Below are 13,422 nucleotides of genomic sequence, written 5' to 3'. Positions count from 1 at the left end.
GTCCGGTGAAACTAACCCGAAACAGGTTCGGGTTCAAGCGCTTGTTCGGTTTCGGCCCGCACTACAGCTCGTACTGGATCGCGGCGCGCGCCGCGGCGATCGGCGTGACATACCTGTCGACCACCTCCCGGTGCGCCGGATGGTCGCGGTAGGCGAGGTAGGCGTCCCGGTCGGCGAAGTCCGCGACGAGCACGAAGTCGTAGGAGGAGGGGTTGATGCCCGCGTCCGCCCCGACGCTGTACTCCCGGATCTGCGGGATGATCCCCGGCAGCTCACCGAGCCGGGCCGCGACCTCCTCCTGCTGCCCGGTCGTCGTCCCCTCGGCCCAGATGAACATCGCCACATGGCGCAATCCGCTCATGGCGGCACGCTACCGCCGTCCGCCCGGCGGCGTCCGGCTCACACCTCGCCGATCTCCGCCGCCGCCGTCGCGCCGAGTTCCCAGCACGCCTCCAGGTCGGCCTTGCCCGGCTCGCCGGTGACGACCACCGGCGGCAGGACGGCCCGCCACCGCAGCCCGGTCGTGATCGACTCCAGGGCCCGCAGCGCGCCCGACGCGTCGCTGTTCCCGTGCAGGAACGCCCCGAACGGGCGCCGGATTGTCTCCTCCAGGCAGGGGTAATACATCAGATCGAAGAAGTGCTTGAGCGCCCCGGAGAGGTACCCGAGGTTGACGGGCGAGCCGAGGAGGTAGCCGTCCGCCTCCAGGACATCGACGGGGGAGGCCGCCAGCGCCGGGCGGGTCACCACCTCCACGCCGCCGACCTCGTCGGTGGACGCGCCCGAGCGCACCGCCTCGAACATCGCCTGCACCGACGGCGACGGCGTGTGGTGGACGATCAGCAGCCTCCTCATCCCACGAGCCTAGCCACGCCGCGGGAATGGGTTCCCCGAGGCCGTGGTTGTCGGCTCAGCGGAGGTGCCCACATGCCAGATCCCGCGGACCGGCCGGTGCTGCCGCTCGCGGCGGCGACGGCCGCGGTCGCGGCGCTGGTCGCGGTCCCGGCGACCGGCGCCCCGCGCTGGCTCGACCGGCTGTCGCTGCTGGCCACCGGCCGTCCGCTCGCCGCGGCGCACGCCGTCCTCCTGGCCCTGGTGTTCGCCCTGGTGGCGCGCGGCGTGCTGCTGCGGCGCCGCGCCGCCTGGTACGGGCTGCTGGCGCTGGTGTCCACGGGCCTGCTCGCCGTCCTCGCCGGCGAGGACGCGCCCTGGCGGCTGCCGCCGCTGGTCGCCGCCCTCGCCGCGCTGTGGACACTCCGCGACCGGTTCACGGTCCGCCCGCACCCCAAGCGCGTCCGCGCGGCCGTCCGGGCCGGCGCCTCACTGACCCTCGCCGCGACCGTGCTGCTCGGCGGCGCCTCGTGGCTGCCAGGCGTCCTCGGCATGGCGGGGCTGCTCGTCCTGGTCGGCATGCTCCTCGCGCCCGCCCCCGCGCCGCCGCCCGGCGACGACGCCGAACGCGCCCTCGTCGCCCGCCTTGTCGCGCGCTCCGGCTCCGACACGCTCGCGCCGTTCGCGCTGCGCCGCGACAAGACCTATGTGTTCAGCCCGGACGGCCGCGCCGCCATCGGCTACCGCGTCATGTTCGGCATGGCGGTGGCGGGCGGCGACCCGGTCGGCGACCCGGGCTCGCGGGAGGCCGCCGTCCGCGCGTTCCTCGCCCTGTGCCGCCGGACGGGCTGGCGCCCCGCCGTCCTCGGCGCCGGGACCGCGCTGCTGCCCGCCTGGGCTCCCCTGCGCTCCTTCGGATACGGGGACGAGGTCGTCGTGCACCCGTCCGGGTTCACGCTGGCGGGACGTCCGATGCGCAACGTCCGGCAGGCGGTCGCCCGCACCGCCAACGCGGGCGTCACGTCCGAGATCGTCGCCGAACGCGACCTGTCCCCCGACCTGCGCGCCGCGCTGCTGGACGTCGCGTCCCGCTCCCTGGGCGGCGCGGCCGAGCGCGGCTTCTCCATGAACCTGGACGAACTGCTCACCGGCCACCACCCCGGCGCGCTCGTCGCCGTCGCCTACGGCCCCGACGGCCCGCCGATCGCCTTCCAGCGGTACGTGACCTCCGGCCGGGCCGTCAGCCTGGACGCGATGCGCCGCGCCCCCGGAGCCCCGAACGGCGTCAACGAACTGCTGATCGTCGAGATGATCGGGTACGCGTCCGAGCACGGCCACGACCCGGTGTCGCTGAACTTCGCCGCCTTCCGCGCCCTGCTCGACTCGCGGGACCGCAGCGTCCCGCAGAAACTCGGCTACCAGGCGCTCCACCTCCTGGACCCGCTGATCGCGGTGGAGTCGCTCTACCTGTTCGACAAGAAGTTCAGACCCGCCTACGAGCCGCGCAGCATCGTCTTCCGCTCCTGGTTCGACATGGGACGCCTGGCCGCGGCACTGCTCACCCTGGAGTTCGCCCCGCCCCGCAGAACCGGCGCACCGCTCATCGCCGGTAACGTGCCGGTTCATGGAGGTACGCGACCTGCACCCATGGCCCACCAGCGCCGCCGAGGCGAAGGCGATCCAGGACGGCCTACGCCCCCTCCTCGACCTCGGCACACCGGGCCCCGCTGAACCCCGCACGGTCGCCGGGCTGGACGTCTCCTACGCGGGCGACGGCACCGGCGCGCCCCTGGCCGCCGCCGTGGTCGTCCTGGACACGACCACACTGGCCGTCCTGGAGGAGTCCGTCGCGGTGGGCAGGGCCGCCTTCCCCTACGTCCCCGGCCTGCTCGCCTTCCGGGAACTCCCCACCCTGATGGACGCGCTGCGCGCCCTCAAGACGACCCCCGACCTGCTCGTCTGCGACGGCTACGGCCTCGCCCACCCCCGCCGCTTCGGCCTGGCCTGCCACCTCGGCGTCCTCACCGGCCTCCCGACGATAGGCGTCGCCAAAACGAGCTTCGTCGGCACCTTCACCCCACCCGCCCCGCAGCGCGGCGCATCGAGCCCCGTCGTGAACGACAACGAAGAGGTAGGCCGCGCCCTCCGAACCCAGGACAACGTCAAGCCCGTGTTCGTCTCCGTCGGACACCGCATGAGCCTCGACAACGCGTGCCGCACCGTCCTGAGGATCGCGCGCCACCGCCTGCCCGAGACGACCCGCCGCGCCGACCGCCTCTCCCGCGACGCGCTCTCTGGCGCATGACCATCGCGTCCTGCCAGGATGGAGGCCGGCAGCAAGACCCGCTAAGGACCGCTGGACGGTGCCCATGGACACCCGGCCCATGCGGGCCGACGCCCGCCGCAACTACGACCGCCTGGTCGCCTCCGCCCGCGTGGCCTTCATGGAACACGGCACCGGCGCGTCCCTCGACGACATCGCCAAACGCGCCGGCGTCGGCTCCGGCACCCTCTACCGCCACTTCCCCACCCGCGACGACCTCCTCCACGCCGTCCTGCGCGACCGCGTCGACTCCCTCCTGACCCGCGCAGCGGACCTCCTCACCGCCCCCACCCCTGAACCAGCACTGGCCACATGGCTGCGCTTCTACCTCGCGGGCGCCGCGACGCCCCGCGGCACGTCCACCGTGATCATCGACGCCCTCTCCCCCCGCTGGACCGGCACCGCCCTCGGCTCCTGCGCGGACGCGATCTGCGAAGCCCTGGGCCACCTCCTGGACCGCGCCCAACGCGCGCGCGCCATCCGCCCCGACATCGACCCCCGCGACCTCCTCCGCCTCACCAACGCCATCGGCGTCGCCGCCGAACGAACCCCCGACCCGGGCGAATACGCCGACCGCATGCTGGCCCTCCTCTTCGAAGGCCTCCGCGCCCGATAAGCCGCTGGCCCGCACGGCCCCCGAGCGGGGTCAACGGGGCCGTGCGGGCCAGAAACCTGTCTCATACAGGAACCTCAGTCGACGTTCACTCTGCTCTCCGCCTGAACACCTCCGCCGTCTTCGGATGTGACACCCAGAACGCTAATCCGCCCACCCCACCCCACCCACCCCCTTAACCCTCACTTAGGGAACCGCTGAGCAAGCCTTATTCGGGCACGGTCCAGGACCGTCCGGGGAAGTCGATCCGGTAGCCGCCCACCTGCGAAAACAAGGAAGGGAGACCAGGGGAACCGTCCGACACAGTCGACCCAAGTCGAGCACCCTCGACCCACGTTGGCTCCCAAGATTGGCTCCCCTGGCTCCCTCCCTCTCAGCAGGGAGGAGGCCACCCCATGGCCCTAGAAATCACCGAAACCACAATGACCGCCACCACCAACGGCAAGGTCATAGCCACAGCCACCCGCACCGGCAAGGTCTGGCACACCACGACGTGGCCCACGCCCCTAGACCGCAACGCGGCCATCACGGCCCTGTCACTCGCCGAACGGATCATCACCCACGGCGAGGACGACCCGTGCGTCATGGAGTGGCGCAGGGAGCTGGCCCGTGGTTGACCGCCTCACTCGCATCACAACGGCCTTCGCTGTGGTGACGGTCGCGGGCGTGGCGGCGATCATCTCCTACCGCCACGCCTACGAACTCGTCCGCTCCCACGGCGAGACAGGCGCAACCGCACGCCTCGTCCCCTTCACCGTGGACGGCCTCATCTGGGCCGCATCCATGGTCATCCTCGACGCAAGCCGCCGGAAACAACCAGCACCGGCCCTAGCCAAGTGGAGCCTCGGCGTAGGCATCGTGGCGACAGTAGGCGCCAACGTGGCACACGGCGCGTCCCACGGCGCGATAGGCGCGGTAGTGAGCGCATGGCCAGCACTCGCCCTCGTCGGCTCGTTCGAACTCCTCATGACCCTCACCCGCACCGCCACAACCCACACCGCACCACCACGGAACGACGAACGCACCACCGTGGAACAACCCGAGCCGCCGAACACCGAACCGGAGCAGAGCCCAGAACAAGCGGTACTCGCCGAGTACCTAGCAAGCCTGGACGGCCCAGGTCGCCCCGTCTCTCAGCGCTACCTAGCCGAGAAGTACGGCATCGACCGCCGCAAGGTGAAACAGATCATCACCACAACGGAGCTTCCCGCCCGAGCGTGAACCACGAAGCCCCGGCCTCGTCCAGCACCGGACGTGGCCGGGGCTTCCGCGTGCCCGCACCTACGTGACCGGAGACGCTCCGGCCCACACGCGGTCAAAGCTCTCCAGGTACGTGCTGGCCATGTCACCGTCCTCCGCCCGACGCAGATGCAAGACAGGGGCATGGGATGCCGCGATGCCGTAGGCATGCGGGTTGATCAGAAGATCATCGTCCGCACGGTAGATCGAGTTGTAGAGGACGGTGTCATGTAGCCGGATCTCGACTCCATCCATCTCGCGCAGGGCTCGGTAGTGGACGAGGGCGTTTCGGATCTTCGCGGCCATCGACTCGCCCACGCCCTCATCACTTCCGCGCTCGGCGACACACGCCCCATCGGGGTCACCGAGCAGGATCCGCACGTTGACACCGGCCCGCGCCCGCGCTGCGAAGGCACGCATGATGCCCATGTCCTCGGCGAGGAACAGCCCCGCATAGACCAGGACCCCGATCTCGTGCTCTGCGCTCTGAAAGAGCTGCTGCCATACAACACGAGGCACGGCCGACCGATGCGGATAGCTGGCAAGGATCTCGACTGTCGATGGCTCGGCCTGGACGCTCACCACCGCAAGCTGGGGCCACAAGTCCACCTCCTCACACCCGATCAGTGCGGCGATCCTCGCCCGGTGACGCGGATACGGCACGCGTCCGGCGACCCACCGGTGAACAGTCTTGGGATCCACGCCCAACTGACCGGCGACACCCGCCTCGGTCAGACGCGCGTCCGCAAGGGCACGCCGCAATCTGTCGTTCACCAGACCTCCCGTGGCACAAGTGAGGACGACGCGCCACCGACGCTAACAGAAGACGTCCCAAGACGTCCCTAGATGCCGATGGAGAGGTCCCCGACCCGGCCACGAGGCTCTGAGCACCGACCAACACCGGGCGCCGCCCGGGTGAGGTCCCACAGAACAAGGAGCCACCATGCCCCACTACAGGCCCGAGGAGGCCGCCCAGAGCCAGGACACCACCAACATCCACCGCTCAGAGGAGCGAGTGCTCGCCGAACTCCGCCGAGACTTCACCGGCCACCGGATCTGGCGTGCCGTGCGCGGTGGCGGACAACTGGGCGACTGGGTGGCGAGCCTGCACGACCCGTCCGCCGGCATCGACCCCACCGTGATCCGCTCCGACCCCACCGAACTCCGCGAGGCGCTCAGCGACGAGGCGACCCGAGCCAAAGCCATCCGCCGATGAGCCCAAAACACACCCCTCGCCACGCCGCCGGTGGGAGCGCGACGCCGAACGCCAGAGTGAGACCGCACTCGCAGGCCGCACCCATTGAGCCGATCTACAGCAGCTCATGGCGAGCGACCTTCCACCTCACCCGCCTAGCCATCGCGACTCGCCGCTACGGGTGGACCACACAACTCCGCACCACTGGACCACGGCCCCTGCTTCGCGTGTTCTCCAAGGCTGCACCAACCATCGGGGAGAGCGTCTCGTTGGTCCGACGAGACGGAGCTTGGTGGTATCAGTCCAGCACCGGCCTGTGGTTGGCCGCATGCGCGCACGCCGGACCGGCCGCTGAGATGCTGAACAACGCGCTCACTCCGTGGATCTCCCTCGCACCCATCCCGCACAAGAACGACCAGGGCTGACATGGCCCGCCGCACGGTATGGGGCGCCTACGCCGAGATCACCGGCGTACTGCGCCAACGCATCGCAGACGGGACCTACGCCTCCGGCACCCGCCTACCAGCAGAGGTAGCCCTCTGCGCCGAGTTCAACGTTGCCCGCAACACCGTGCGGCGGGCTCTGGGAGCCCTACAAGCCGAAGGTCTCATCACCGTCCGGACCGGCGTAGGCCGCTTCGCCCAAGCGCCTGCCACCCGACCCCGCACCAACGCGGAACGCATCACTGAGGACCTACGCCACCAGATCGAGACCGGCCATCTCACTCCCGGCGACGCGCTGCCCAGCGAAATCCGAACCGCCCACCGCTACGGCGTCTCCCGCTTCACGGCCCGCGCAGCGCTCATCGCACTCGAAACCGCTGGCCTGGTGACCTGCGTCCACGGCAAGGGACGCTACGTCCGCGAAGACGTCCCCAGATGATCCGCACACGCCCGTGGACGTCCGCGCTTGCCCTCATACGTTCGGACCCATGAACAAGAACACCGCAGCATGGGCCCGTGACCTGGCCCGCAAGCACCTTGAAACCCCACTCCCCCGCCGCTGGGCCCACACCCAAGGCGTAGCCCGCCAAGCGCGCACCCTCGCCCCGATCCTCGGCGACCAAGCCGACCTCCTAGAGGCCGCCGCATGGCTCCACGACATCGGCTACGCCCCCGACCTCGTAGTCACGGGCTTCCACCCCCTAGACGGGGCCCGCTACCTCCGCGACACCCACCAAGCCGACAACCACCTCTGCCACTTGGTAGCACACCACTCAAACGCCCTCGTTGAAGCTCGCGAACGCGGAGTTGCGGAGCTTCTCTCAGGAGGGTTCCGACCAGTTAACACCAACCTGAGCTGCGCACTGACCTACTGTGATATGACCACAGACCCTGATGGCATGCTGGTAGACATTGATGCTCGGCTTGCCGAGATCCGAGCCCGTTATGGCCCTGCACATGTAGTGACACGATTCCTCTTGAAAGCAGAGCCGAGTCTCCGGGAGGCCGTACGGATCGTGCAACACGAAGCTAGCTTGGTTGCCCGACGATCAATGCTAGATTGACCTACTCAACAGCCATACACTTGCGCCGACCGTCTACTAGAGTGGGCGAGGTGTTGGCATTACCGGGAGCGGAAGGGCATCAACTTGGAGAATGTACGGGAACTGGTGGTATTTATTGCATCGCCCGGAGATCTAACTGGTGAGCGCGAAGCGGTTCGCCGGGCCGCAGATAACCTTAACACCACCTTCGCAAGTCAATTTTCCATGCGCCTGCACGTCACGGGCTGGGAGCAAACCTCACCAGCTTTCGGCCGCCCCCAAGAGGTGATCAATCCTCTGGTCAAGCAATGCGACATCTTCATAGGGCTACTGAATCGAACATGGGGGACATCTACCGGAAAATTCTCTTCCGGATTTGAGGAGGAATACGAATGCGCGACACAAAGGGCCAAGAAATCCAACGGTCCAAGCATAGCAATTTACTTTAAGAAGGTGCCAGAAGACATCGTCCGAGATGCCGGACCTTCCCTATCTCAAGTTCTCAAGTTTCGCAGAAGGCTCGAGAACCAGAAAATCGCCCTCTATCGACAATTCTCCACAATCGAAGATTTCGAGCTAAAAATCACGCACTATTTTCTCTCTCTGATTGCAGAAAAGTCTCAATCAATTACGCCCACTGCTCCCAAAGGGACGGTGGACAAGACTACTTCTACCGAGCTTCCTTCCACCCAACACACGCCTCAAAATAACGATGAGGCAAGGATGCAAATTGCATCCACCTTGAATGACTTCTATAAAATTGCCCAGGGAGATGAGGAGACGGCCAGCCGTCCCGACCCCGATCGACTCCTTTTGTTTTCCATGGCAGCTCAAAGGGAAATGCTCAGCATACCGATCCATCCATTGAACAGGATCTACGGAAAGCGAGACAAATACGTTCTTTCGGTAGCAGAATATCGCTTGCTGGTCTGGACACTCGCGGAGAACTTCCGATTTGAAGAGGACGGAAGTATCCGTAGCTTGGCTCCTGGATTCAAAATGATTATTGATGCCGGCTCCGATAGGGACCTAGAGTCAACACTTGTCTATCACGTCATCGATCCAGAGGCTGAGTTCTCGGTAGCCAACGGCTCTCTACGAATTCTGAGGGCGATGAAGGCACGACCATCTGAGCTGTGGATTGAGACCGGTAATGTCGATGATCGCTCTCTCCTCTCACTGGCTTCATCTCAGGCTCTCGATGCTGCAATTGACAATTGGGTCCAGATTCTCGAGACTCCACTGCTAGAGACCGAGGCCCTCGAATACATCTCTTCGGTAATTCGCGACTCGGACTACCTTTTGTTTAGAGCCGTAAGTGACCGTCTCGGCGAACAGCTAGTCGCGCAAGATATCCTCACCCTGGTCGCCTACGCTAAAGGCAGCCTATCCGAAGTGGCCGACATGGCTGCGCAGCGCTTTATCGCCGAGGGTTCGTGTTACGAGCGAATAGTCTCCGCTTCACTGGCGCAGATGGAAACCAAGCAACTTTCCTCTATCCTCCAAGGGCGCAATCTACCCAATAAACTGCTCAGTGAAGCCTTCCGCACTCTTTCGAGCCGTCGGACTCCTTCGGTCGAAGAATTTGGCAAGCTCGTGAAAAGCGAGAACAGTGACCTTGTCGGGCAAGCTTTCGATGCCGTTGATCAAGGGGGGGATCAAGCCAAGCTCAACCTCCTCGCCGCAGTGGCGGAGTTCAAGGACGACAAGCACCTAGGCGAGTACAATGATCGCCTTCGAGCTTTTATCAAAACCGAGGAAGAGTTGCGCGCAGAGCTTACTCTTCCATGGACGTACGGCCAGGCTTGGTCTGCGCTTTCTTGGCTACATGGCTCGACGATGGCTGACGAGGCGCGCGAAATCCTTGACACGAATTGCGGCTTTCTAGATCCCAAGATGCTAGAAGAAGCCGGCTGGAGCAGAAGTATCCAAAACTACCTACGCTCTTCTGCCAGAAAGTCAGCGTTGTCACTCTTGGCTCGTGTTCCAGCTAAGGATCGAAGCTCCGAGGATGCTGAGCGTGCCAGAGTGGAGCTTGCGCGAAACGATTGGTTGACAATGCTGGACGCAGCCAAGGTCTTGTCCAAGACCGGCTCTTTTGAAGATACCGAGACTCTTCTCTCCTGCGCAGCAAACAGCTACGGAGATGAGGAGAAGTTGCTTCTGAACCTGACGGTCGAACTTGGAGGGCTCAAGATTGCCAGAATGATGGTTACCGCGGAGAGCGAAGAAGCAGCATCGGTTGGCGCCTTGGCCCTCGCGTGCGACAATTCAGTACCCCTTAGTGAACTTAAGGGCTACCTGTACAGTCCGCATGGTTCTGTCAGAATGGAAGTTTGGAAAGCAGTTGAGAGGCGCATGGGGCGAGCCGAGTTGGAAAGGTATCTTGAAGATTATCGCTCTCGCACGGAAGGATACTATTACGACGTCGTAGCCGCACTAGACCGCAAGCTATATATGCCATCTTAACCCTAAAGGGCTCTCAGGAATTGATAAATATCGATCAGATTAACTGCTTGGCGATCTTTTGGATGTATCACAATAGTGAGCTGACGAGACACTATTTCTTGACGAGTTGATGCAATAAACGACAGTGCGATCATTTTGATAATACTATTTCTGTCCAATGTTCCCACGCGCGCCAGGTCGGAGCCAATAACTGGGATAGCAACTGGGTCCAAGCTTCCGTGGGTTCTTACGGCTTCCCATATTGCGGTCAGGGTCTTCCAAAGGGCATCGACTGAACAAGTTACTCGTAGATCATTGCGCATATATCCGTATGCACTGGCGAAGTATTTTGAGTTCCCTCTCCGCAAGACCACTACCGTTCCTATTTCGTGGCGCTTCAACTTCCCTTTCGGCTTTGATGCAAGCGACTCCATAGCTGCAGCCGGCCTATCACGCAGGTAGTCATCTATCTCCGCATCCAACTGAGCAATATTATTATAGTATTTTGATTGAAACTGACCTTGCACACTGCGATGATCAATTACGATGCCATCGGTCATATCAGTGTCGAAGGTATCGGTAAATCCGACAACAATATTACCTTCCTCTTCCAGCAGGTCGCCACATTTGACTTGTATGACAAAGTTCGGATGATTGTAGGTGCGAGAATAGCGCAATCTCGGCCAAGCGTGCACTGTCCCTACGAATATGCAGCATGCCGCAAGGGAACTTAGGACAAGCCAATCATGTCGGATAAGACGAGGCCAGAGGGCGAGCGCCACTTGAAATGCTGCACTAACTAGGCCAAAAGCGGCTAGCGCGGCTACAGCAATAGCGCCAACCCCTTGCCTGGTGAAGAATGTTTCTCGCAGCTCTTGACGTGTCATTTATCCTCGTTGCGGCGAACACTTTTCGGCGATGTCGTCATCTAGTTAATGATCGAACTTCCTGGATGAGTCTCGTAATCGCTGATACGCTTTCGCATCGAAGGGTCCATCTTTAGATCTTTGTAGTCGACCCTCTGTAGCCAGCGCACTTCTCGTGATTCATCGCTTGTGACAGGGGTGCCAGCAACAGCCCGAGCTGTCAAGAGGATCGAAAATTCTTGCCGAACCTCGTTATTGCTTGTGTAATGGATTACGTGCCTAGGGTCGCTATAAATACCCACAAGATTGATAACCTCTATATCAATTCCGGTTTCTTCTTTCGTTTCGCGGATGGCGGCTTGGGCTACGGACTCACCTATATCTATGGCGCCACCGGGGAGGGCCCAGTTGTCGTTGTCGGTTCGGCGGATCATTAGGATCTCGCCTTTGTCGTTCTCTACAACGACGTTCACCGCCGGGACGAGGCTGTTGGCCTTGGGGGCATTGGGGTCGTCGTAGTAGTCGATCCTGCGGCCCATGGCTACCCCTCCGGTATGGGTGTGGCGGATTCCCAGACTCGTTCGAAGCTCTCTATGTAGGTGTTCACCAGGTCTCCGCCGGCTATGCGTCGCAGGTGCCAGACCGGCGCCAAGGGAGCCGTAATGCCGTAGACGTGGGTGTTGACCAAGAGCTGGCCGTCCGCGCGGTAGATGGAGTTGTAGAGGACCGTCCGGTGGTAGCGGAACTCTACGGCGTCCAGTTTGCGGAGGTTCCTGTACAGGACGAGGGCGTTGTGGATTTTGGCGGCCATGGCGCCGCCTACGCCCTCGTCTGTGCCGCGTTCGGCCACTTGGGGACTGTTGGGGTCGCCGAGGAGGATACGTACACGGACTCCCGCTTTGGCCCTCTCTGCGAGGATGCGTTGGATGTCGCTGTCCTCAGAGAGGAAGAGGCCAGCGTAGACGAGTACGCCGATCTCTTCTCTGGCTGTGGCGAAGAGACGTCCCCACGTGTCCCTTGGTACCGAGGACCGGTGCGGGTAGATGGTCACCAGCTCGCTGCTGGACGCTGCGGTCACCTGTTCGTTGGTGAGCGCGTCCGGCCAGAGGAAGGTTTCATCTACGCCTAGGCGCGAAGCCACTGCGTAACGGTGCCGCCGGTAGGGCGTCCGGTCTTTGGTGATCCACCGTTCAACCGTCTTGTAGTCCACGCCGATCGACTCGGCGAGCGTGGCGACGGTCATCCCCTGCTCTAGCAGGGTGGCGCGTAGGCGTTCGTTCGGCATGCACCCGTCCGGATTCCAGGACGTCCCAGGACGCCGTCAACCCTATGAGGACGTCTTGAACACGTCCAGTCATGTAGTGATCTCGTCCCGCAGGTCAGGCGCACTCTCTTTCTCGTAAGCCACCGACCGCCCGGACCGCCCCCGCCGGATACGGGCCCTTCGAGAGGAGTGATCTCACATGATCCTCGTCCTGGCCTTGGTCATCGCCGTCTTCCTCGCTGGCTCTACCTGCGGAATCTTCGCGATGCTCGTCATCGGCATCCACGCCGAGGAGCGCCGAGCCCTGCGCAGGGGCTCCGCATCCTCGCGGGCCGGTGCCGCGTCCCGGCGCCTGCTCAGCACGCACACGTGCGACGACGTCCCGGCCCGCGCCTCGGCTGGGCGGTGACCGTGCGCCTTCCTCGCATCATCACCGGCCACTCGTGCGCATGCGGCGCTCGCGTCGAACCCGGCAACCGCAGGTGCCGCAAGTGTCGTGCCCGCGCTCGATGGGTGCGGCGCGGGCAGGGCTCCCGGTACCCGGACCTGTGGCTCTGAGAGGGAGCGAGTCATGAACGTCTCGGTTCCCCTGGTCGCGATCCTCGGCGCTGCGGTGTGGGTCGCATGGCGGTACATGGGCCTCCGTGCGGGACACATCGCGGTGTGCCTGCTCTTCGGGTTCTTTCTCGCCGCGACCAGTGCAGCGCCGGAGATCCGCCGACTGGTCGCCGTCTTCGTCGAAGCCTTTTCGCAGCGCTAACGCCCTCGACCGAAAGGAGGGATGCCCTAGTGCCCGACACTCCAGAGCACGTCACGATCAACCTTGAGGAGGTCCGTACCCGCAACCTCGTCGCCCGCGAGATCGTCTCCGCACTGTCCGAGGCAATGCCGTCCCTTGGTGAGCTGTGGCTGCGTCTGAACGCGGCCCTCACCGACTCGCCCACTCTTGTATCGGAGGTCTCGCGACTGGTGGAGGCCCTGGCCAAGGTTCGACGTGACCGGGCGAACCTGGTAGCCGCTGGACGCGCCACTCTCTACGCCGCTCGTGACGCTGAACCCGATCCCCTGTACTACCTGCGTGATGAACTCCGCGCACAGGGACACCTTCCTCCGCGACCGGGGGGACGCTCGTGAGCCGAAGCCGACAGATGCGGCGG

Annotated in this window: 18 protein-coding genes; 12 read left to right on the top strand and 6 right to left on the bottom strand. The window is 64.1% G+C overall.

The annotated features are described in order from the left end of the window. Positions 1–61 precede the first annotated feature (61 nt). Together KLI87_RS37425 and KLI87_RS37420 are read right to left on the bottom strand one after the other, a co-directional pair. Complete coding sequence (locus tag KLI87_RS37425) at positions 62–361, bottom strand: Dabb family protein (protein ID WP_156221132.1); 300 nt, start codon at positions 359–361, stop codon at positions 62–64. A 38-nt stretch (positions 362–399) separates the two neighbouring features. Beyond that, on the bottom strand, positions 400–855 hold the full coding sequence (locus tag KLI87_RS37420) for a flavodoxin family protein (protein ID WP_156221133.1): 456 nt from the start codon (positions 853–855) through the stop codon (positions 400–402). 72 nt (positions 856–927) lie between these two features. Here KLI87_RS37420 and KLI87_RS37415 point away from each other — a divergent pair, with 72 nt between their 5' ends. The 5 genes from KLI87_RS37415 to KLI87_RS37395 all read left to right on the top strand — a co-directional run bounded on the left by KLI87_RS37415 (position 928) and on the right by KLI87_RS37395 (position 4,988). Next, entirely contained in the window at positions 928–2,562 is a 1,635-nt protein-coding gene (locus tag KLI87_RS37415; RefSeq protein ID WP_214620784.1) for a bifunctional lysylphosphatidylglycerol flippase/synthetase MprF, read from the top strand. Then, positions 2,456–3,136 (top strand): endonuclease V, encoded by a 681-nt coding sequence (locus KLI87_RS37410; protein WP_214620783.1) that lies wholly within the window; start codon positions 2,456–2,458, stop codon positions 3,134–3,136. Before KLI87_RS37415 ends, KLI87_RS37410 begins: the two co-directional genes overlap by 107 nt. A 64-nt stretch (positions 3,137–3,200) precedes the next feature. Beyond that, on the top strand, positions 3,201–3,770 hold the full coding sequence (locus KLI87_RS37405; RefSeq protein ID WP_250904629.1) for a TetR/AcrR family transcriptional regulator: 570 nt from the start codon (positions 3,201–3,203) through the stop codon (positions 3,768–3,770). A 392-nt stretch (positions 3,771–4,162) separates the two neighbouring features. Continuing rightward, on the top strand, positions 4,163–4,384 hold the full coding sequence (locus tag KLI87_RS37400; RefSeq protein WP_214620782.1) for a hypothetical protein: 222 nt from the start codon (positions 4,163–4,165) through the stop codon (positions 4,382–4,384). After that, the gene (locus KLI87_RS37395; protein WP_308166504.1) at positions 4,377–4,988 is read left to right on the top strand and encodes a DUF2637 domain-containing protein; all 612 of its coding nucleotides are present in this window, start codon (positions 4,377–4,379) and stop codon (positions 4,986–4,988) included. The genes KLI87_RS37400 and KLI87_RS37395 overlap by 8 nt, the downstream gene beginning before the upstream one ends. 60 nt (positions 4,989–5,048) lie before the next feature. On the opposite strand, the gene KLI87_RS37390 is transcribed toward KLI87_RS37395, so the two are convergent. Continuing rightward, positions 5,049–5,780: an XRE family transcriptional regulator gene (locus KLI87_RS37390; RefSeq protein WP_308166503.1), complete on the bottom strand. Its 732-nt coding sequence runs from the start codon at positions 5,778–5,780 to the stop codon at positions 5,049–5,051. A 169-nt stretch (positions 5,781–5,949) separates the two neighbouring features. Here KLI87_RS37390 and KLI87_RS37385 point away from each other — a divergent pair, with 169 nt between their 5' ends. The 4 genes from KLI87_RS37385 (at position 5,950) to KLI87_RS37370 (ending at position 10,156) form a co-directional block, all read left to right on the top strand. After that, complete coding sequence (locus KLI87_RS37385) at positions 5,950–6,222, top strand: hypothetical protein (RefSeq protein ID WP_214620781.1); 273 nt, start codon at positions 5,950–5,952, stop codon at positions 6,220–6,222. Positions 6,223–6,627: 405 nt separating this feature from the next. Further along, positions 6,628–7,083, top strand: coding sequence for a GntR family transcriptional regulator (locus KLI87_RS37380; protein ID WP_214620780.1), 456 nt, complete (start codon positions 6,628–6,630; stop codon positions 7,081–7,083). A gap of 49 nt (positions 7,084–7,132) precedes the next feature. Beyond that, positions 7,133–7,708, top strand: coding sequence for an HD domain-containing protein (locus tag KLI87_RS37375; protein ID WP_214620779.1), 576 nt, complete (start codon positions 7,133–7,135; stop codon positions 7,706–7,708). 84 nt (positions 7,709–7,792) lie between these two features. Continuing rightward, the gene (locus KLI87_RS37370) at positions 7,793–10,156 is read left to right on the top strand and encodes a DUF4062 domain-containing protein (protein WP_214620778.1); all 2,364 of its coding nucleotides are present in this window, start codon (positions 7,793–7,795) and stop codon (positions 10,154–10,156) included. 2 nt (positions 10,157–10,158) lie between these two features. On the opposite strand, the gene KLI87_RS37365 is transcribed toward KLI87_RS37370, so the two are convergent. Genes KLI87_RS37365 through KLI87_RS37355 form a run of 3 tightly spaced genes read right to left on the bottom strand, consistent with a single transcriptional unit; the run spans position 10,159 to position 12,286 of the window. Further along, on the bottom strand, positions 10,159–11,022 hold the full coding sequence (locus tag KLI87_RS37365; RefSeq protein ID WP_214620777.1) for a macro domain-containing protein: 864 nt from the start codon (positions 11,020–11,022) through the stop codon (positions 10,159–10,161). A gap of 41 nt (positions 11,023–11,063) precedes the next feature. Beyond that, entirely contained in the window at positions 11,064–11,540 is a 477-nt protein-coding gene (locus KLI87_RS37360) for an NUDIX domain-containing protein (RefSeq protein WP_214620776.1), read from the bottom strand. A 2-nt stretch (positions 11,541–11,542) separates the two neighbouring features. Further along, on the bottom strand, positions 11,543–12,286 hold the full coding sequence (locus KLI87_RS37355; RefSeq protein WP_214620775.1) for a helix-turn-helix transcriptional regulator: 744 nt from the start codon (positions 12,284–12,286) through the stop codon (positions 11,543–11,545). 178 nt (positions 12,287–12,464) lie between these two features. Here KLI87_RS37355 and KLI87_RS37350 point away from each other — a divergent pair, with 178 nt between their 5' ends. The 3 genes from KLI87_RS37350 to KLI87_RS37340 all read left to right on the top strand — a co-directional run bounded on the left by KLI87_RS37350 (position 12,465) and on the right by KLI87_RS37340 (position 13,399). Further along, entirely contained in the window at positions 12,465–12,674 is a 210-nt protein-coding gene (locus KLI87_RS37350; RefSeq protein WP_214620774.1) for a hypothetical protein, read from the top strand. 162 nt (positions 12,675–12,836) lie between these two features. Beyond that, on the top strand, positions 12,837–13,025 hold the full coding sequence (locus KLI87_RS37345) for a hypothetical protein (RefSeq protein ID WP_214620773.1): 189 nt from the start codon (positions 12,837–12,839) through the stop codon (positions 13,023–13,025). A 29-nt stretch (positions 13,026–13,054) separates the two neighbouring features. Next, entirely contained in the window at positions 13,055–13,399 is a 345-nt protein-coding gene (locus tag KLI87_RS37340; RefSeq protein ID WP_214620772.1) for a hypothetical protein, read from the top strand. Positions 13,400–13,422: the final 23 nt, after the last annotated feature.

Origin of the sequence: Actinomadura sp. NEAU-AAG7, assembly GCF_018603865.1 — a bacterium.
In the GTDB taxonomy this organism is placed as follows: Bacteria; Actinomycetota; Actinomycetes; order Streptosporangiales; family Streptosporangiaceae; genus Spirillospora; species Spirillospora litoris.
The sequence above is the reverse complement of the archived record's forward strand: the minus strand, read 5'-3'. Positions and strand labels throughout refer to the sequence as shown.

Coding starts and splice junctions, on each gene's coding strand:
- KLI87_RS37410 (WP_214620783.1), top strand. CDS start 2,456: ATGGAGGTACGCGACCTGCACCCATGGCCCACCAGCGCCGCCGAGGCG.
- KLI87_RS37405 (WP_250904629.1), top strand. CDS start 3,201: ATGGACACCCGGCCCATGCGGGCCGACGCCCGCCGCAACTACGACCGC.
- KLI87_RS37350 (WP_214620774.1), top strand. CDS start 12,465: ATGATCCTCGTCCTGGCCTTGGTCATCGCCGTCTTCCTCGCTGGCTCT.
- KLI87_RS37365 (WP_214620777.1), bottom strand. CDS start 11,022: ATGACACGTCAAGAGCTGCGAGAAACATTCTTCACCAGGCAAGGGGTT.
- KLI87_RS37425 (WP_156221132.1), bottom strand. CDS start 361: ATGAGCGGATTGCGCCATGTGGCGATGTTCATCTGGGCCGAGGGGACG.
- KLI87_RS37360 (WP_214620776.1), bottom strand. CDS start 11,540: ATGGGCCGCAGGATCGACTACTACGACGACCCCAATGCCCCCAAGGCC.
- KLI87_RS37345 (WP_214620773.1), top strand. CDS start 12,837: ATGAACGTCTCGGTTCCCCTGGTCGCGATCCTCGGCGCTGCGGTGTGG.
- KLI87_RS37415 (WP_214620784.1), top strand. CDS start 928: ATGCCAGATCCCGCGGACCGGCCGGTGCTGCCGCTCGCGGCGGCGACG.
- KLI87_RS37355 (WP_214620775.1), bottom strand. CDS start 12,286: ATGCCGAACGAACGCCTACGCGCCACCCTGCTAGAGCAGGGGATGACC.
- KLI87_RS37385 (WP_214620781.1), top strand. CDS start 5,950: ATGCCCCACTACAGGCCCGAGGAGGCCGCCCAGAGCCAGGACACCACC.
- KLI87_RS37375 (WP_214620779.1), top strand. CDS start 7,133: ATGAACAAGAACACCGCAGCATGGGCCCGTGACCTGGCCCGCAAGCAC.
- KLI87_RS37400 (WP_214620782.1), top strand. CDS start 4,163: ATGGCCCTAGAAATCACCGAAACCACAATGACCGCCACCACCAACGGC.
- KLI87_RS37420 (WP_156221133.1), bottom strand. CDS start 855: ATGAGGAGGCTGCTGATCGTCCACCACACGCCGTCGCCGTCGGTGCAG.
- KLI87_RS37380 (WP_214620780.1), top strand. CDS start 6,628: ATGGCCCGCCGCACGGTATGGGGCGCCTACGCCGAGATCACCGGCGTA.